The organism is Thalassospira sp. A40-3, assembly GCF_015871485.1.
Classification (GTDB): Bacteria; Pseudomonadota; Alphaproteobacteria; order Rhodospirillales; family Thalassospiraceae; genus Thalassospira; species Thalassospira tepidiphila.
On the sequence record NZ_CP065428.1, the window covers coordinates 3,520,493 to 3,538,964 of the forward strand.

Annotated in this window: 19 protein-coding genes; 8 read left to right on the plus strand and 11 right to left on the minus strand. The window is 54.6% G+C overall.

Annotated elements, in window-relative coordinates; genetic code table 11:
- Positions 1-256: 256 nt before the first annotated feature.
- A complete protein-coding gene (locus tag IT893_RS16180; RefSeq protein WP_197145974.1) occupies positions 257-1,735 on the plus strand; it encodes a M48 family metalloprotease in 1,479 nt (492 codons plus the stop codon).
- Positions 1,736-1,834: 99 nt separating this feature from the next.
- On the opposite strand, the gene IT893_RS16185 is transcribed toward IT893_RS16180, so the two are convergent.
- From IT893_RS16185 to fdxA, 3 genes are all read right to left on the minus strand, one after another.
- Complete coding sequence (locus tag IT893_RS16185; RefSeq protein WP_197145976.1) at positions 1,835-2,638, minus strand: hypothetical protein; 804 nt, start codon at positions 2,636-2,638, stop codon at positions 1,835-1,837.
- Positions 2,639-2,730: 92 nt separating this feature from the next.
- Positions 2,731-3,231, minus strand: a complete 501-nt coding sequence (locus tag IT893_RS16190) for a CarD family transcriptional regulator (RefSeq protein WP_008889261.1) — start codon at positions 3,229-3,231, stop codon at positions 2,731-2,733.
- A gap of 309 nt (positions 3,232-3,540) precedes the next feature.
- Positions 3,541-3,876: a ferredoxin FdxA gene (gene fdxA, locus IT893_RS16195; protein ID WP_007090191.1), complete on the minus strand. Its 336-nt coding sequence runs from the start codon at positions 3,874-3,876 to the stop codon at positions 3,541-3,543.
- Between the two features lie 375 nt (positions 3,877-4,251).
- On the opposite strand from fdxA, the gene IT893_RS16200 reads away from it, so the two are divergent.
- The 5 genes from IT893_RS16200 to IT893_RS16220 all read left to right on the plus strand — a co-directional run bounded on the left by IT893_RS16200 (position 4,252) and on the right by IT893_RS16220 (position 9,792).
- Positions 4,252-6,678 carry a bifunctional diguanylate cyclase/phosphodiesterase gene (locus IT893_RS16200; RefSeq protein WP_252723982.1) on the plus strand — a complete coding sequence of 809 codons (2,427 nt, stop codon included), beginning with the start codon at positions 4,252-4,254 and terminating at the stop codon, positions 6,676-6,678.
- Between the two features lie 63 nt (positions 6,679-6,741).
- The gene (locus tag IT893_RS16205) at positions 6,742-7,116 is read left to right on the plus strand and encodes a response regulator transcription factor (RefSeq protein WP_064780019.1); all 375 of its coding nucleotides are present in this window, start codon (positions 6,742-6,744) and stop codon (positions 7,114-7,116) included.
- Positions 7,113-7,736, plus strand: coding sequence for a chemotaxis protein CheC (locus IT893_RS16210; RefSeq protein ID WP_197145990.1), 624 nt, complete (start codon positions 7,113-7,115; stop codon positions 7,734-7,736). Before IT893_RS16205 ends, IT893_RS16210 begins: the two co-directional genes overlap by 4 nt.
- 14 nt (positions 7,737-7,750) lie before the next feature.
- Complete coding sequence (locus IT893_RS16215; RefSeq protein WP_197145992.1) at positions 7,751-9,370, plus strand: ATP-binding protein; 1,620 nt, start codon at positions 7,751-7,753, stop codon at positions 9,368-9,370.
- Between the two features lie 38 nt (positions 9,371-9,408).
- Positions 9,409-9,792 (plus strand): MerR family DNA-binding transcriptional regulator, encoded by a 384-nt coding sequence (locus IT893_RS16220; protein ID WP_064779803.1) that lies wholly within the window; start codon positions 9,409-9,411, stop codon positions 9,790-9,792.
- A 21-nt stretch (positions 9,793-9,813) separates the two neighbouring features.
- Here the strand turns inward: IT893_RS16220 and IT893_RS16225 are convergent, their stop codons facing one another.
- Entirely contained in the window at positions 9,814-10,218 is a 405-nt protein-coding gene (locus tag IT893_RS16225; RefSeq protein ID WP_063088603.1) for a YbaN family protein, read from the minus strand.
- Between the two features lie 149 nt (positions 10,219-10,367).
- Between IT893_RS16225 and arfB the strand changes: the two genes are divergently transcribed.
- Together arfB and IT893_RS16235 are read left to right on the plus strand one after the other, a co-directional pair.
- Entirely contained in the window at positions 10,368-10,784 is a 417-nt protein-coding gene (gene arfB, locus IT893_RS16230) for an alternative ribosome rescue aminoacyl-tRNA hydrolase ArfB (protein ID WP_064787466.1), read from the plus strand.
- A 23-nt stretch (positions 10,785-10,807) separates the two neighbouring features.
- Positions 10,808-11,590, plus strand: coding sequence for an acyl-[acyl-carrier-protein] thioesterase (locus tag IT893_RS16235; protein ID WP_197145994.1), 783 nt, complete (start codon positions 10,808-10,810; stop codon positions 11,588-11,590).
- Between the two features lie 23 nt (positions 11,591-11,613).
- Here IT893_RS16235 and IT893_RS16240 read toward each other — a convergent pair whose 3' ends face one another.
- From IT893_RS16240 to IT893_RS16270, 7 genes are all read right to left on the minus strand, one after another.
- Positions 11,614-12,237: a ribonuclease HII gene (locus IT893_RS16240; RefSeq protein WP_197145996.1), complete on the minus strand. Its 624-nt coding sequence runs from the start codon at positions 12,235-12,237 to the stop codon at positions 11,614-11,616.
- Between the two features lie 129 nt (positions 12,238-12,366).
- Positions 12,367-12,771: a Na+/H+ antiporter subunit G gene (locus tag IT893_RS16245; protein ID WP_064779806.1), complete on the minus strand. Its 405-nt coding sequence runs from the start codon at positions 12,769-12,771 to the stop codon at positions 12,367-12,369.
- Positions 12,772-12,783: 12 nt separating this feature from the next.
- Positions 12,784-13,053: a K+/H+ antiporter subunit F gene (locus IT893_RS16250; protein WP_063088598.1), complete on the minus strand. Its 270-nt coding sequence runs from the start codon at positions 13,051-13,053 to the stop codon at positions 12,784-12,786.
- Complete coding sequence (locus tag IT893_RS16255) at positions 13,050-13,541, minus strand: Na+/H+ antiporter subunit E (RefSeq protein WP_064779807.1); 492 nt, start codon at positions 13,539-13,541, stop codon at positions 13,050-13,052. Before IT893_RS16255 ends, IT893_RS16250 begins: the two co-directional genes overlap by 4 nt.
- Before the next feature lie 17 nt (positions 13,542-13,558).
- Entirely contained in the window at positions 13,559-15,091 is a 1,533-nt protein-coding gene (locus IT893_RS16260; protein WP_197145998.1) for a monovalent cation/H+ antiporter subunit D, read from the minus strand.
- Positions 15,091-15,447: a Na+/H+ antiporter subunit C gene (locus IT893_RS16265; protein ID WP_064779809.1), complete on the minus strand. Its 357-nt coding sequence runs from the start codon at positions 15,445-15,447 to the stop codon at positions 15,091-15,093. The genes IT893_RS16260 and IT893_RS16265 overlap by 1 nt, the downstream gene beginning before the upstream one ends.
- A 1-nt stretch (position 15,448) precedes the next feature.
- Positions 15,449-18,322: a monovalent cation/H+ antiporter subunit A gene (locus tag IT893_RS16270; RefSeq protein WP_197146000.1), complete on the minus strand. Its 2,874-nt coding sequence runs from the start codon at positions 18,320-18,322 to the stop codon at positions 15,449-15,451.
- Between the last annotated feature and the right edge of the window lie 150 nt (positions 18,323-18,472).

Sequence of the window (18,472 nt, forward strand, 5' to 3'; positions counted from 1 at the left end):
GATGTCAGCCCCACAGCGCCAATCTGCGGCCATCACGGGTAGATTGACCCCGCAAAAGACGACAACAAGCAGCATTAATGTGCATTTACGCCACACCAATGTCGATCCGGCCCAAAAATTTCCCCATTTTTGATGCTTTATCGGTGAATGCGAAAAGATTGAATGATCAAGGAACACGCGCTACCAATTCCCGGTTGGTTTTGCAAATATATTGCGCCACAGCTTACGCGGCCAAAGGACACGAGGAAAGATATCAATGGGCTGGCTGAACTTTCGTTCACATAAACATATTGCAGGTGTGCTTGCGGCCATTGCGCTGAGTACTGCCGTTGCCGGATGTTCGACCAACCGGGCGACCGGCGAAGACAGCTTTACGGCCTTCATGTCGCCCGAGCAGGAAAAACAGATCGGCTCGCAGGAACATCCGAAAATGGTCAAGGAATTCGGTGGTCAATACACCGAAAAGGACCTGCAGACCTATGTGACAGAAGTCGGTGAAAAGCTGGTCGCGGTTTCGGAAACCCCGAACGAGAAATTCACCTTCACGGTCCTCGATTCCCCGGTCGTCAACGCCTTTGCCCTGCCAGGCGGATACGTTTATATTACGCGCGGTCTGGCGGCCCTTGCCACCAACGAGGCAGAACTGGCAGGCGTCCTTGCCCATGAGATCGGCCACGTCGTTGCCCGCCATTCCGCACAACGTTATAGCCGTGGTGTGCTGACGCAAATTCTGGCGGGTGGTCTGGCCGTTGCCGTCGGAAACGGTGCTGGCGAGCTGATTGGCACCGGGGCAAACGCATACCTCAAATCCTTCTCGCGCGAACATGAATTCGAAGCCGACATGCTTGGCATTCGCTATATCACGCGTGCGGGCTATGACCCAGATGCCATGGCGACCTTCCTTGAAAAGCTTCGTGCCCATTCACGACTTCAGGCCAAACTTGCTGGTCGATCCCCCGATGATGTCGATCAGTATGATTTCATGGCAACCCATCCGCGCACGCTTGATCGTATTGAACAGGCCCATCAAAGCGCCAATGTCACCGCGGTTGCCAATCCGGAAAGTGGTGCTGTGCGCTATATGACGGCAATTGACGGTATTCTGTATGGCGACGGCCCGGATCAGGGTTATGTCCGGGGACAGGAATTCGTCCATGTGCCATTGAATTTCCGGTTTGAAGTCCCCGATGGCTTCACAATGACCAACCAGCCAAATGCCGTTATCGCCCGCGATGGCAAAGGTGCGCAGATCATCTTCGAAGGTGCGCCGGGCGCAAAGGACATGCGCCTTGATAGCTATCTTCAAAACGGGTTCTCGAAACAGATCGCCATTCGCAATATTGAAATACTCGACATCGAAGGTCAGGAAGCCGCCACCGGCAGTGCTGATATCTCGTTGCGTTCGGGTCCTGCACGCCTGCGCGTGGTTGTGATCCGCCATGGCAGCTCGGCCTATCAGTTCCTGTTTGTCACACCGCTTGATCAGGCTGATAGCTATAACCTGCCACTGCGCCGCACGACCTATAGCTTCCGCCCGCTCACCGATCGGGAAAAGAAGATCTATACCCCGCTTCGCATCAAGGTACGTGCCGTAAACCCGGAATATGACCTGCAGACCTTTATCGACGACATGGAAGTCGACAAGGCACCAGCAGATGTCTTTGCAACTATCAACGGCCTTCGCGATGGGCAGGCCCCGGCGGTCGGGTCGCTGGTCAAGGTGGTTCGGCACTAGAACGCCAACCTATCCAAACCCAAAACGACAAAAGGCAGCATATTAATGCTGCCTTTTTCTTTTTCGATTGCGCCCTGCCCCGAGGGGATAACGGAAAGTCTAACTGCTCGTGATCTGCTCGATCACGGCACCCTGTCCATCAAGGGCAACCGCGATTAAATGACCACCGCGGCCTGCACCACCGTCCAGCGACAGGGTAAATTCGCGTTCCTGCAAGCCTGTCTGACCTTGGGATGCACCGCGCACAATACGGGCACAGTCGTAATACCGTTCGGTGATGGCTTCAAACATTGATCCGCCCCACCAGAAGGTATCCGTCTGGCCTGTCAGTGGCCGTGAGCCATCCAGCCCTGTATGAACAAAGATCAGGCGCCCATCTGTCGAATAGGCCGCGTGCTTCAGATCAGACATCAATGCGTTATGGCCGCTATGGCGACGCACGGCATCCGCAAAGCCCGAGGTCCACTGCGAGATCGCATGTGCGCCCTGATGCATGGTTCTTTGGACACTGACCGGATCAAAGCCATAGGCACGCACTGGTCCGGCGATGCCACGGGTCAGCATCCAGTCAAAAACCTCGCCCGGGTTTGGGGCAAACTGGATCTGCTGCAACTTGGACAGCATTTCTTCGGCTGCACCGCGCAGGAAGGCGATATCACTGATATCAACACCATCCTTGGCAATGAAGAAACGGCGAAACAGCAACAGCTCGTTGATGGTTGCGACGACATTTTCGGCCGTGCCATCGCCCCAGTAATTGCCAAGATAGACAAGCCTGTCGCCCGGTTTCATATGTTGCGCAAGTTTCTGGTGAACGGCGCACAATGCGCCATGATCACCATTGATTGCGCCGACGACCCAGATTCGCTCAGCCGGCTTGATCGGCGCCAGAACTGTACTCATCGCTGTAACCTGCCCAAAACAAAAATAAAACCGGCCCAAGCGTATATCGCGGGCCGGTTTTTATAAATAGTTGTCTGAAGGGCCCTTCGCAATCAGGCAGCCTTCTGCAAAAGCTTTTCGAGTTTGCCAGAAGCCTTGTCCTTGTCGATTTTTTCAATCGCGGCAAGTTCATCAACGAGGCGCTCGAAAGCTGCTTCGTAGATCTGGCGTTCGGAGAAGGACTGTTCCGGCTGGGTCGCGCTGCGGTGAAGGTCGCGCACGACTTCGGCGATCGAAACCGGGTCACCCGAATTGATCTTTGCTTCATATTCCTGCGCACGGCGGGACCACATGGTGCGTTTCACACGCGCGCGGCCCTTAAGGGTAATCAGCGCGGAATCCATCTGTTTCTTCGAGGACAGCTTGCGCAGACCGGAGTTGCCAACTTTGTTCACCGGCACGCGCAAGGTCATGCGGCTAGATTCAAAGGTAATTACATAAAGGCGCAATTCCTGCCCCGCAATTTCCTGGGTTTCCAGGCCATCAACACAGCCAACGCCATGTGCGGGGTAAACAACGTAATCGCCAACAGCAAACGGCAACTTATCCGACATCAAGCATCCTTCCGGCCCAATCAGGCCTGGTCATTCAACTGCAACACTACAGAACCAGCGACGCAAAGAGCTGCACGCGACCAAGCTTTTTGGCAAAGTCGCGGTTCAGACAGGAAATTCAAATACGGAAATCCGACATTTCGGAACGAGCCTGTCGAGCCCTTAGCGCGAATTGTGAACCATAACACAACACGCCATCAGTTTACAGGAATTTTCCCGGCAAGTCGTTCAATGCAGCCATGCGCAAAACCCACTGGCGCAAACCAGTGGGTCAAAAATCGCATGAAATATCGGGGGTTAGCCCAAAAATCAGTCGCCCGTTCCCGGGGCTTCGGACAGCAATTCGGTCTTGCCGGATTTGCCATTCCATTCATCCGCATCGGCAGGCGCATCGCCCTTGCGGGTAATATTTGGCCAAACCTCTGCAAACTTACGGTTGATTTCCAACCAGTTATCCAGATTCGGTTCGGTATCGGGAATAATCGCTTCAGCGGGGCATTCCGGTTCGCAAACACCACAATCGATGCATTCATCAGGGTGAATCACCAGAAAGTTTTCACCTTCATAGAAGCAATCGACGGGACAAACCTCGACGCAGTCCTGATACTTACACTTGATGCAGTTTTCCGTCACCACATAGGTCATGGTGTAACTCCGTACAGGTTGCGGGGCCAGATTGCGGCTGCACCCGCTTTCGGCCATGTTCTCTCTCGGGAATTGGGTTATCACGCACAGCAGTTGTGTGCAACTCCAATAAAACCCTAATTTTTTACGTAGTATTTTCTTCACGACGCACTGACAGGCTGCGTGGCGACTGCTTCGAGTTCGCCCTCAACGCTGCAGTGCAGCGCAGAACATACAGATTTCTCGCGGCTTTTCCAGTTCCTAAATCCCGCGGAGAATTGCTTTTACCCCCGCAAAGCCATAGTCTGCTTCGCAAGGGGTATAACAGAAGAAACTGTGGGGATCGGATTGCCGGAAAAAGGCCTTGATCAACAACGGCTTAGATGGCGCGATCGCTTGTCTGTCAAACAGGCAAGGATTGCGGTCGGCCTTACTTTGCTGATCGGCCTGTTATTCAGTGGCATTCAGATTGTCTGGGATCTTCGTGAAGAACAGAACCTGATTGACCGAACCGTAAACCAGGTTCTTGCGACGCTGCGCGAGTCTGCGACCCAGGCCGCATATGGTCTGGATGAAACACTCGCAGCCCGTGTTATTTCCGGCCTGTTTGAATATGAGCCTGTCTACGAGGCCGAGCTTCGCGACAACTTCAAAAATGTTCTGGCACGCAAGACCGAACAGCCAATCAATTCCAACCGCACATTCCTGACCCAGATCATGTTTGGGGAAAATCAGGAATACGAAATCCCGCTGAATACAGACGGACCAAACGGTCTGGTCGGCCATCTTAGTGTCAAGATCGATACCGACATGATCGCAGAGGGTTTCATCAACCGTGCTTCGCGCATTCTGTTGTCGGGGATTGTGCGCAATCTGCTGCTTGGTCTGGTTCTGGTTGCTTTTTTCTATATCACACTGACCAAACCGCTTCTGGGCATTGCCGCACAATTGCGCCAAATCGATCCGGAAAAGCCAGACTCTGCTGCCATCAATATTCCGCCGCACCATGCCCGCAATGAACTTGGCATGATCCTGCAGACAACACGTGGCCTGGTCGAACGGGTTTCATCAACACTCGACAGGTTGCTTGAAAGCCAGCAAAAGGTCCGCGATCGTGAAAGCCGCCTGAGCGCCATCGTTCAAAATGTCGCGGACGGCATTCTGACAATCACGCCGACGGGTCGCATTGTCGAATGCAATGCCGCAACCAAAGAGATCCTCGGCCTGATGCGTGATGAGACACCGAAGGGCCGTACACTACATGAATTCCTGCTGCCGCGTGCCGTGCCGCTTCTCGAACACAGTCTGGAAGAACTCGCCGCACACGCCCCCGGTGCCGAGGCCGTCGAAAAACGCTTTACCCTGCCGATTGTGCGCGCCGATCAGAAGGAAATCGATGTTTCCATTGCATTGCGCCTGATCCCCGATAGCGCAACACCATTGATGACGGCTGTTCTGAACGACATCACCGTGCGAAAGCGTTACGAAGAACAACTGGTCTATATGGCCAATCATGACACGCTGACCAACCTGCCCAACCGCAGCATGCTTGAACGCAGCCTGTCGGAAGCCTTGAACACCCATAAAAACAATGCGTCCGAGCGCAGCGGCGCCACCGCAATCCTGTTCATTGACCTTGATCGTTTCAAGGTGATCAATGACAGCCTTGGTCATGATGTCGGTGACCTGATGCTCAAGGCCGTCGCACTCAGATTGCAACGCGTGATCGGGCGACAGGAAATTGTCGGCCGATTGGGCGGCGACGAATTCCTGATCATTATTCCTGACCTCAAGGAAACGCAGGATGCCGTCATTCTGTCGCAGGCTGTGCTTGATGCCTTGGCACCGGCCTTTGACATCAAGGGACGCGTTCTGTTTGTCACACCGTCCATCGGGATTGCCCTTTATCCATCTGATGGCGAGGATTTTCCAGCCCTGATGCGCAATGCCGACACCGCAATGTATAGTGCAAAATCCAGCGGCGGCGGTACCTATCACTTCTTTACCAAGACCATGAACGAAAGTGCCATGGCGCGCCTTGTGATCGAAAATGATCTGCGCGAAGCTCTGGTGAAGGATGAATTTGAACTGCATTACCAGCCGAAGGTCGATCTGCGGACAAACCAGGTCTGCGGCCTTGAAGCGCTGATTCGCTGGAAGCAGCCGGGCCGAGGCTATATTTCGCCAATGCAGTTTATTCCGGTTGCCGAGGAAACCGGCCTGATCAGCAGAATTGGCGAATGGGTTTTCCGCGAAGTCTGCCGCCAGATTTCCGAATGGGAGGCACAGTCACTTCCACCGATGCCGATTGCGGTCAATCTATCCCCAAGGCAGTTGATCGAGGGCCACATCACCGAGACGATTTCACGCATCCTTGCCGAGACAGCAACACCAGCTGCCCGTATTGTGCTTGAAGTCACCGAAACGGCGATGATGCAGGAAATCAAGAAGGCGGCCACCATCCTTGATGAGCTGCGCCATCTTGGTTTAAAGATCGCGGTTGATGATTTTGGTACCGGGTATTCGTCACTCGCTTATCTCAAACGGTTGCCGATCAATTCCATCAAGATCGACCGTTCGTTCGTTCGGGATGTCACCATCGACACAGACGACGCCGCGATCACGCGCACCATTATTGCGATGGGGCACAACCTTGGCCTCAAGGTTATCGCTGAAGGGGTCGAGACCCAGGAACAAATGAATTTCTTGCGGGAATGCAATTGTGATGAAGTCCAGGGCTTCCTGATCGCAACTCCGCTGCCGCCCGAAGAAATTGTCCAATACATTCGACGACCATCGATCGACATGTCGAGTGAAATCTAGCCCGCCAGACATGCCCAATTGATAGATGCTTCGCCACCACTGCCCCGCAAAATCGAGATGAAAATGCCAAACACCAAATCCGTATTGCTCGTTGATGACAGCAAGTTTGCCCGCCTTCTGGTCAAGGCATTCATTTCCAGCAACTTTGCCAATTGGGAAATCGACGAGGCCGAGGATGGCGCCAAGGCGCTTGAGATGGTTGACGCCAAAACCTATGACTACATGCTGGTTGATTTCAACATGCCGGGCATGGATGGGCTTGAACTGGGCGAAAAGCTGCGCAGCCGGTTCCCCGGGGCTGTAATTGCGCTTCTGACTGCCAATATTCAACAGGAGATCCAGAACAAGGCCGAGAACCTTGGCCTTGATTTCATCGCAAAGCCCCCGACTGAGGATAAAATTCGCGACTACATCATGTCGCGGGAAGCAACCCGATGATCGAACTGACCGAACTTGAACATGATACAATTAGTGAACTGATCAATATTGGTGTCGGGCGTGCCGCGTCGTCCCTTTCTGAAATGGTTGATCAGCCTGTTGAATTGACCGTGCCTGCCATCTCGTTTGTCGAACGGTTTTCCGACAGCGAACTGGCCAACGCCCCGACCGAAGTTGTTTCTGCCGTCAGTCAAAGTTTTCATGGACCGTTTACCGGTGAAGCCATGCTTGTCTTCCCGGAAGTTCGCAGCCTTGAGCTTGTCCGTAGCTTGCTTAAGGTTGACGTGCCGCTTGATACGCTGACCGATCTTGAACAGGAAGCCCTGATGGAGGTCGGCAACATTATCCTCAATGCTTGCCTTGGCAGTATTTCGAACGTGCTGGGTGAACCGATCAATTGCTCCATGCCGACGTTTCGCAAACGCGAAACGCGTGCATTGCTTGACGATGACACCGCAGGGGGCAGTGCTGCCACGAATCCCGTTTTGATGATTTTGCATGTACAATTCATGCTGCGTCAGAACGATATCGATGGCTATGTTCTGTTTGTGATGGACTTGGAGTCCATCCAGATGTTGCGTGAACTGGTGCGGCGTTTTCTGGCCAACTCCCTTGGATAACCGGTGAGAGGTGAATGACAAAGTCGCAATCCGCTAAGGGGGACCAACCTCCGTCATTTGATCTGAACCGTGACAGCGATGCTGCTGATCTTTTTGCAGCACTGCTTGATACGGCCGATACAGGGCTGATTGCGCTTGCCCCGGACGGGACGATTTGCCACTGGAACCAATGGATGCAAAGCCGGTCGGGCAAGGATGCCGATCAGGTGATGGGCAAGGCGTTGCACGATGTGTTTCCCGACACGAAACTGGGCCGTGTCAGCCTTGCGATTGAAGATTGCCTGAAATTCGGCATGCCGGCTGTCATTTCGCCCTCACTCAATCAGGGTGCCTTGCCGCTTCGTCCCCTACCGCAATTTGCCGCCAGTTTTGATCGTATGGAACAATCCATTCGTGTTCATCCGATCCAGACCAAGCGTAATGGCACGCTTTGTTCATTGATCATTCGCGACGTCACACTGGCTGTTCAGCGCGACCGTCTTTTGCGCCAGCAGGCCGCTGAGCTGGCCGACCTTGTCACGCAAACCAAACGCAGCGAAGACCGCACACGTGCGATTTTGCAAAACACCATCGATGCCATTCTTGTCGCCTCTGACGATGGCAGCATCGAACCGCTTAATTCCCGCGCGCAGGAGCTTTGCGGTCCGACGGGTGATCCGGAACTGCGCAACATCATCCGGTTCTTGCTACCCGATAGCGAACATACCCCGCTGACCCCGCCGCCGCCAAACCGGCTTTTGACCGACCTTGGCACCGGCGTGATCGAAGTACTGGCATCGACACTCAGTGGTCGGAACGTGCCGCTTGAAGTCGCGATCAGCCATTTTTCGGCCGATCAGCGTTATCACTACATCATTACGCTGCGTGATATTTCCCAACGCAAACGTCACGAAAAAGAAATCCAGCGCACGATGCAGGAACTTGAACGTTCGAACGCGGAACTCGAACAGTTCGCCTATGCCGCCTCGCATGACTTGCAGGAACCGCTGCGCATGGTTTCAAGCTACACGCAGTTGCTTGCCCGGCGGTATGAGGGGCAACTCGACGAAACTGCTGACGAATTCATTCATTACGCGGTTGATGGCACGCAACGCATGCAGCGGATGATTGATGACCTTCTGACCCTGTCGCGGGTTGGACGCCACGGCAAACCGTTCAATCCCGTGCCGCTCGACAATCTGTTTGATGCCATCGTCACCAATTTCAGACGTGCCGGTTCTACCATCGAAGGCAACATCATCCGCGAGGGCCACCTGCCGACCGTCATGGGGGATGCAAGCCAGTTGCTATTGTTATTCCAGAACCTGGTGTCAAACGGGCTTAAATACAGCGATCCGAAAAACGGTCAGGTCCGGATTTTTGCCTCGGAAACACCCGATAGCTATCGGATCTTTGTCGCCGATAACGGGATCGGCATCGACCAGCAATATCACGAAACCATCTTTGAAATCTTCAAGCGCCTGCATGGCTATGGGGATTATGCAGGGACGGGAATTGGTCTTGCGATCTGTAAAAAGATCGTCGACCGCCATGGTGGCGGCATCGATGTCACCAGCAAGCCCGGCCAGGGCAGCACATTTTGTGTCGAGCTGCCAAAAGATTTGTCGATTGTCGCCGCATCCGAAAGCATGTAGCTTTCAGTTTACGTAAGCGTAAAGATGATTGAGCCCCCATGAGCGACAGCTACACCATCACCGATCTTGCCCGCGAATTCGAAGTCACCACCCGAACCATCCGCTTTTACGAGGATCAGGAACTGATTTCGCCCGAACGGCAAGGTCAGACCCGGATCTATAGCCAGCGTGACCGTGTGCGCCTGCGCTTGATCATGCGTGGCAAGCGACTTGGATTTTCACTAAAGGAAATTCGCGATTTGCTGGATCTTTATGACGGTGATCGCAGCGAGATCACCCAGCTGACCACACTGGTCGACAAGGTCAATGAACGCCGCGCGACACTTCGCAAGCAACGTGAAGACATTGACGCAACGCTTGATGAGCTCGACAAACTTGAAGAAACTTGCCAGGAAGAACTGTCGCGTAAAAAGGCAGGCTAAGAGCCCTGCCCTTTGCCAGCGTTATTGACTGCTACCTGTTGGGTTCTGCACCTTGGCCAACCGGGCTTCCGAAGGGCGGGACAGGATAAAACAGCTAACAGGAATGGCGACCAGAAGCTGAATAAACGCCACCCAGCGGTTCTCGATCAGCACCAATGATGCCGTAATCACCACCAGAAACGCCACCATCGCAAGAGTTTTGGCACGTCGATTGATCACGCCATATTCGTTCCATTGACGGATCGACAAACCAAAACGCGGGTGATTGCATATCCAGTCATGCAGGCGCGGCGATCCCTTGGCAAACAGCCAAGCGGCCAACAGCATGAAAGGCGTCGTTGGCAAAAGCGGCAGGAAAATACCGATCACACCAAGACCAACAGAAAGCCACCCAAGGGCCAGATAGATATGCGAGACGCGCAGCATTGATTTCCTGTTTACAGTCAGCCCGACCCCTGACAGGTTAAAGCAGAGCTTAATGTAGGCATAGAAATCAGCAAATTCAATCAATCGCCGACCATCACACTCAGTTAATTGATCACCTTGAAACAGTTCGACAATCTGCACGGTTTCCCATGCTTGAAATTGTAAATGGCCTCTATCTGGATGAACGCCATCTGAGTTTTCAGTTTGTCCGTGCCTCCGGCCCGGGCGGGCAGAACGTCAACAAGGTATCCAGTGCTGTTCAGATGCGTGTGCGCATTGATGACCTGACCGAATTGCCAATGCATGTGCGCAATCGCCTGCGTGAACTTGCCGGCAGCAAACTGACCAATGACGGCGAAATCATTTTTGACGCGCAGCGCCATCGCACCCAGGAACGCAACAAGCAGGATGCGATCGACCGCTTTCTGGCACTTTTGCGCAAAGCAGCCGAACGCAAAAAATACCGGGTCAAAACCCGCCCCAGTCTTTCTGCCAAACGCAAACGCGTCGATTCCAAAAAGAAGCGCGGCGACACCAAGAAGATGCGACAAAAACCGTCCTATTGATCGCCCCCACACAAAGGCCTGCCATGACCATCGACTGGAACAGGATTTCAATAGCGTCTCTTCCGGCCAATTGCGGGTGGAAGGGAACCTATCGCGTTCGTTACTCCGAGATCGGCGACAATGGCAAGGTCATGATGTCTGCACTGGCCGACTATATGCAGGATGCCGCTGGCTGGGGCGCGCGTATCCTGAAACTGGCCTATGATGATACGGTCGATCAGGGCATTGCATGGGTTCTGGCGCGCATGGTCATTCATATGCGCGACTATCCGGGAAATGGCGAGGATATCCTGATTGAAACCTGGCCGTCGGGGGTATCACGCCGGGTCGCTACCCGTGACTTTCGCCTGACCAATAGCAAGGGCGAAATCATCGGTGTCGCGCAAAGTTTCTGGGTGATGTTTGACCTTGGCACCCGTCGTGCGGCCCAATGGCCCGATTGGGTGGCCGAACGCCTGCCCGATCCCCCCGGCCCCAAATTGATCGAGCCACCTTTGCGACCAGTCTTTACCACCGATCCTTTGCCGACCATGGATAACATCAAGGCACGGCCGTCCGATCTTGATCTGTATGGACACGTCAACAATGTGCGCCTGATGCAATGGGTCATGGGGGTTGCGGGTCCGGACGGTCGACCGGACTTTCACCCCGAAAGTCTGGATATTCAGTTCCGCAGTGAATGCCGTGTGCAGGAACGTGTTGCCATTCGTCATGCGGATGGCTTTGCAGCCATCACCCGCGAAGAAGATGGCACCGATCTGGTGCGTGCCCACATCATGCCGTTTAACCAGACTTCCGTGGCCTAGGCCCAAATGCCGTGAAAGCGGACCTAGCGGCCATCCATCATCGCATCAAACAAATCAGCAATCGGCTTGAAGCTTTTGCGGTGATGGGCGGTCGGGCCCACCTCGCCCAGTCCAGCCATATGTTTTTTGACCCCGTACCCGGCATTGCCTTCCCAACCAAAGAACGGATATCGCGTGGCCAGGCGGGCCATGGCGCGGTCACGCACCACCTTGGCAACGATTGATGCCGCGGCAATGGAAAGCGACTTGCTATCGCCTTTCACCACCGTTTCCACCGCACAGGGCAACCCGGGATCGCGATTGCCATCGACCAGTGCCTGATCAGGCAAAGCCCCAAGGCGACTGACAGCACGGCGCATGGCGACATAGGTCGCCTGCAGGATATTGATCTGGTCAATCTCGCGCACAGATGCCGCGCCAATGCCGACTTCGGCACAGTTCATGATAACCGCGTAAAGGTGATCACGTTTCTTGACCGAGAGTTTCTTGGAATCATTAAGCTCGGACAGCAGCTCCACCGGCAGACGTTCATCGCGCGGCAGGATAACCGCCGCCGCAACGACCGGACCAGCCAGCGGCCCCCGACCGACCTCGTCGATCCCGGCAATACGCCCCTGATACTGATCTTCGATGGAAAAATCCGGCATGGTGATCTCTGTCCCGTCCCTCTCTGTCATTCGTCTTAGCAACTGGGATGCACGCAGGCAACACACCCTAAAAACAAAACGGCACCGGTTTCCCGGTGCCGCTTGAATTCATCAAAGGTCCTGACCCTTTCAGGTTTCCTTTTCCTGATATTCCTCGCTGGGGTCATACCCCTCTGGCCCGATCGGATCAAAGGTTGCCCAACCTTCATTCTGTTTGCTGGGCGGTAGTTCCTTGTTCGGATCAACATTCAGCAACATATACGCCTTGGCGATCAGGTTTGCGGTGATCGGCGCTGTCAGGAAGATAAACAGCGTAATCAGCAATTCGTGAATGGTGAATTTCCCGCGTTCGATCCAGAAGAACAGCATGGACGCAATCAAGACACCGCCAAGCCCGACAGTGCTGGCCTTGGTCGGTGCATGCAGGCGCGGCAAAAGATCACGCAACTTGATCATCCCGAACGACCCAACCAGCAAGAACAGCCCGCCGATCACGATCAGAAGCGAAATGATGAGTTCAACAACAAACGGCATCGTTACGCTCCCTTATTCGATGATGTCGCCGCGCAAGACGAACTTGCAATAGGCCACGGTTGAAACAAATCCGAACATCGCAAACAGCAATGCCCCTTCGAAATACATCGCGGTCGCCTTGCCGATCCCGTACAGCACCAGAAGGGCAATGGCATTGATCGCCATGGTATCAACGGCCAAAACCCGGTCTGCCGTGGTCGGCCCGACGGTCAACCGATATAGGTTCATCAGAAGTGCCAGCGCAACGCAGATAAAGCCGAAATTCAGTGCATAATCGATCATTCGAAAATCTCCTTCAGACGGCGTTCGTAGCGGTTCTTGATATCGTCCACCACGCTCTGCGGATCGGGTGCGTGCAGGCAATGCACAAGCAGGCTTTTGGCATCGGCACTCAGATCAATCGTCACGGTTCCCGGCGTCATGGTGATCGTACCGGCAAGGGTTGTGATGGCTTCTGGCGAGGTCAGATCAAGCGGCACGACAACCGACTTTGATTCCAGACTTTCGGTCTTCCGAAACAGGATCAAACCAGCCACGATCACATTCGCCACCAGAATGTCCCACAGCACAATCAGCCCGTACTCGCAAATGCCATAGACGTTGCGCAAGCGCGGTCGATCCTGCCAGAAACTGGCCGTGATCAGCGGAATGATGATCGCAAGAATAAGCCCAAAGATCACCGCACCGGCCGAGACTTCATTGACCAGGAACACCCAGACAACAAGCAGCACAAGTGTCAAAAGCGGATGGGGCAGATAACGTTTTATCATCTTTCTATCCTCTCCCCTTATTGACCGACCAGTGACAGGGCGTTTGCGCCCAGCACCGCTTCGATGTAATGCGACGTATCAAACAACTGTGCCGCAACACCGTTCAGATACTCGGTAATTGGTCCGGCAAAAATGGTCAGCGCAATCAGGCCACTGACCATACCGCAACTGGCAATGATCGGCAGAACCGGCCATTTCGCACCTTCGACCGTGATTTCGCCGTCGACGGAGGCACTTTTCCAGAACAGCACACTGCCCGCCCGGCCAAAACCGACGATACACATCAGTGACGTCACCAGAATGATCGACCAGATCCAGACCATGGCATCACTATCGCGTGCCGCATCAAGGATCTGAAGTTTACCGATAAAACCACTGAGTGGTGGCATCCCGGCCATACCGATCGCACCGACAAAGAACAGAACAGCCAGGAAGCCGGTCTGATGGAAACGCGGCGCGGTATGCAAGCTATCGCCGAACTGCCCGCGGCGTGACACCACAAGATCGGCAATCAGGAACAGGGCCGCCGCCGAGAAGGTCGAATGCAGCATATAATAAAGACCGGCCGAAATCGCTTCGGGCGTAAACAGCCCGATGGCAATCAACAAGGTCCCCATTGATCCGATCACCGAAAAGGCGATCAGACTGTTAAGGCGCTTCGCCGCCAGAACCCCGGTCATACCAAGTACCAGGGTCACCAGTGCGGCCGGCAGGACATAAGGCGCTGCGAGCCATGCCATGTCGCCTGCCGTATCGCCAAAGGCCAGCGAATAGACACGCAGCACGCAATAGGCCCCGACCTTGGTCATGATGGCAAACAGGGCTGCCACCGGTGCCGGTGCATTGGCATAGGTGCCCGGCAACCAGAAATGAACCGGAACAAGTGCGGCCTTCACACAGAACACCAGAAGCAGGATCAACGCACCGGCGCGCAGCAGGGCCGCATCACCCGACGCGACATTGGTGACCTGAATGGCAAGGTCGGCCATGTTCAGCGTCCCGGTGACGGAATAGATCATGCCGACACCAATCAGGAACAAGGAAGACCCTGTCAGGTTGATGACGACATATTGCATCCCGGCCTTCAAACGTTCTGCGCCCGCGCCATGCAGCATCAAGCCATAGGACGCAATCAGCAGAACTTCGAAGAACACGAACAGGTTAAAGATGTCACCGGTCAGGAACGCACCATTGACCCCCATCAGCTGGAACTGGAAAAGGGCATGGAAATGCTTGCCGCGCTGGTCCCATTCGCTTGATGCGAAAAGAACAACGCCAAGACCCAGAAGCGATGTCAGGAACACCATCATCGCCGAAAGACGATCAAGCACCAGAACAATGCCAAACGGTGCCGGCCAATCCGAAAGCGCATACATTTCCGGGCCATTGCCACTGGCATAAACCAGAAGCGAAAGTGTGACGGTCACAAGGGCGACCGTGGCCGTGATGGAAAATACGCGCTGCAAAATGATATCGTGACGCACCGCCAGGACAATCAGGGCGGCCATCACGGCGGGCAGCACTATGGGAACAACAATCCAGTCACCCATCAGTTTTTATCTCCTGCTTCGGATGGCGCGCCAACCGGACGACCGTCAACATGGTCATTACCGATTTCAAGGAAAGTCCGGATCGACAAAACAACGATCAATGCCGTCATACCGAACGAAATCACAATTGCCGTCAGGACAAGCGCCTGTGGCAGCGGATCGGTATATTCGGTGACACCCTCACGCAGGATCGGCGGCATATTGATGGTCAAACGTCCCATGGCGAACAGGAAGACGTTCACCGCATAGGACAGCAGGGCCAAGCCAACAACCACCGGGAAGGTTCTCCCGCGCAGCAACAAATAAGTCCCGCACGTGGTCAGAAGCCCAATACTGCTTGCGACAAGAAATTCCATATCAGGCCTCCTTGCCCGGCGTTGCCGCCGGTGCTGCCGACAACGACGGATCGTGGTCCATCGGCTCGGTATTTATCTCGACATGTTCGGCCATACGTTCGACCTGCGAAAGTTTGGCAAGGGCCAGCATCACCGCCCCGACCACGGTCAGGAAGACGCCAAGGTCAAAGCCCATGGCCGATGCCAGTTCAAACTCGCCAACGATCGGCAGGTGAACATGAACAAAACCACTGGTCAGGAACGGCAGACCCGCAACCCAGGCTGAGACACCGGTAATCGCCGCGGCAATCACGCCAAGACCGATCATGCCATGGTAATTGACCTTCATACGGTTCTGGGTCCAGCCAAAGCCCGACGCCATATACTGCATGACCAACGCAACCGACACGACCAGACCGGCGATAAAGCCACCGCCTGGTTCATTGTGACCGCGCAGGAAGATGTAAACACCCACCATCAGAGACAGCGGCAACATCACACGCGTCGCCACAACCATCATCATCGGGTGACGATCAGCCGAGCGACGGTTGCTGACAACCCAGTTGGCCAGACGTTTGGCCGCCTCGCCCTGGGTCACGGTTTCAATCAGCGCAAAGATCGAAAGTGCGGCAATTCCAAGAACGATGATCTCGCCAAAGGTATCAAACCCACGGAAGTCAACGAGGATGACGTTCACAACGTTGGTGCCACCACCTTCGGTTTTCGAGTTCGCCAGATGATAGGACGAGATTGTGTTTGGCAGATCGCGGGTCATGATCGCCCAAATCGCACCTCCAACCCCAAGACCAGCCGCAATCGAGACAATACCGTCACGCATTTTGCGGCCCGGCAGGCTTTCCTTCGGCGTTTCCTTGGGCAGGATGTTAAGGGCAAGCAACATCAGAATGACTGTCACTACCTCGACCGAAATCTGCGTCAATGCAAGGTCCGGTGCCGAAAGATAGATAAAACCAAGCGACACAATCAGACCAACCACACCGACCAGAAGCAAGGTCAGCAAACGGTTGTGATGCATAAAGACCGACGCAATACAGGTCACAACCAGCAACAACCAGCCAATCGCGGCTGGCGGCGAGACTTCAAGAAGCTCACGCGTGCCTGACTGGAAGTCCGGCTGCGCATAGAAGCCCGAAAGCCCGATCCCGATGGAACCGATGATCGTGATTGCAAGATAACGCTGCAATGATCCGTTATGCAGATTGTCCGAAACCAGTCGGCTGAGCGCGACGGCCTTGGCCATGCCGCAATCAAACATTGCCTTGGCATCGGGCCGCGACAGGTTGGCGGTTGCCGACATCAGGCCACCATGGCGCATCAACAACAGCGATCCACCGATAATCGCAATCACACTCATGCCAAGGGCCGGTGTCAGACCATGCCAAAGTGACAGGTGATAATCCGGCAATTCACCACCGATAACGGCCCCTGCGGTCGCAGCGACTAGCGGACCTGCGATGGCTGCCGGGAACAGGCCGATCAGAACCACCAGAACCGTCAGCAATGCGGGCGGTGCCCACATGCCAAACGGCGGGTCATGCGGATGATGTGGCAGGTTTTCATCTCGCGGCTTACCCAGCCAGACGTGGAAGATAAACCGGAAGGAATAGGCCACAGAGAACAGGGCACCAACGGTTGCCAGAAGCGGAACCACCCAGTTCTGATCCAGCCACATGGTGTGCCATGCTTCTTCCAGCATCATTTCCTTGGAAATGAAACCATTAAGCGGAATGATCCCGGCCATCGAGGCCGCGGTGATAATCCCGATGGTGCCTGCAATCGGCATCAGGTTCAGCAACCCACCAAAACGACGGATATCGCGGGTCCCGGTTTCATGATCGACGATACCGGCCGTCATAAACAGGGCCGCCTTGAAGGTCGCGTGGTTGATGATGTGAAACACCCCGGCAACGGCTGCCATCGGCGTTCCGAAACCAAGCAGCATGGTGACAAGACCAAGGTGACTGACGGTTGAATATGCCAAAAGCCCCTTCAGGTCGTGCTTGAAGATCGCAATCCATGCGCCCAGCACCATGGTCACCAGACCAGCGGTCGCGACGATATAGAACCATTCCGGCGTGCCTGACAGAACCGGCCACATGCGTGCCATCAGGAAGATGCCCGCCTTCACCATTGTGGCAGAGTGCAGATAGGCCGAAACCGGCGTCGGTGCGGCCATCGCGTGCGGCAGCCAAAAGTGGAACGGGAACTGTGCGGATTTGGTAAAGCAGCCCAGCAAAATCAGGATCAAGGCCGGCAAATACATCGGCGATGCCTGGATCAGATCGGCGTTCTGCAAGATCACGGTCAGATCATAAGACCCGACAATATCGCCAAGGATCAGCATCCCGGCAATCATTGCCAAACCACCAGCACCGGTCACAGCAAGCGCCATGCGCGCGCCCTGACGGCCTTCTGGCAAATGTTTCCAGTACCCGATCAGAAGGAACGATGACAGCGACGTCAGTTCCCAGAAAATCAACAGCAGCAGGATATTATCGGAAAGAACGATACCGACCATGGCCCCCTGGAACAACAGCAGGAACACATAGAACCTGCCCATCGGGTCGTCCTTGGAAAGATAGAACCGCGCATAGATGATAATTAGCAGACCGATACCCAGGATCAGCGTCGCAAACAGCAACCCGAGCCCATCGAGGAAGAAGGTCACATTCAGACCAAGTTCCGGAAGCCAACTATAACTGACCTGAAATACCTCGCCGGCAATGACCGCCGGGGCCTTTGCCATCAGCAAGATCAGGGCAAGCAGCGTGACAGAACCGGTCGCTGTGGCACAAGCATTGCGCCCGGCCCTGATCATTATGGCGGGTAAGACCGCCCCAATGAAGGGAAGCAAAACAATGAGGGTGAGACTCATGAAAGACCCTTATTTTTGGATATTCGCCGCATCGCCCCGAACGCGAGACAGCAAGAAAATTCCGCCAGAAGTTAATATTAGTACTGATAATGGTCAAGAAAACCCAAACAGCGCAGCTTTTTAACACCCTGCTGTCAAGTGAAGCCGATC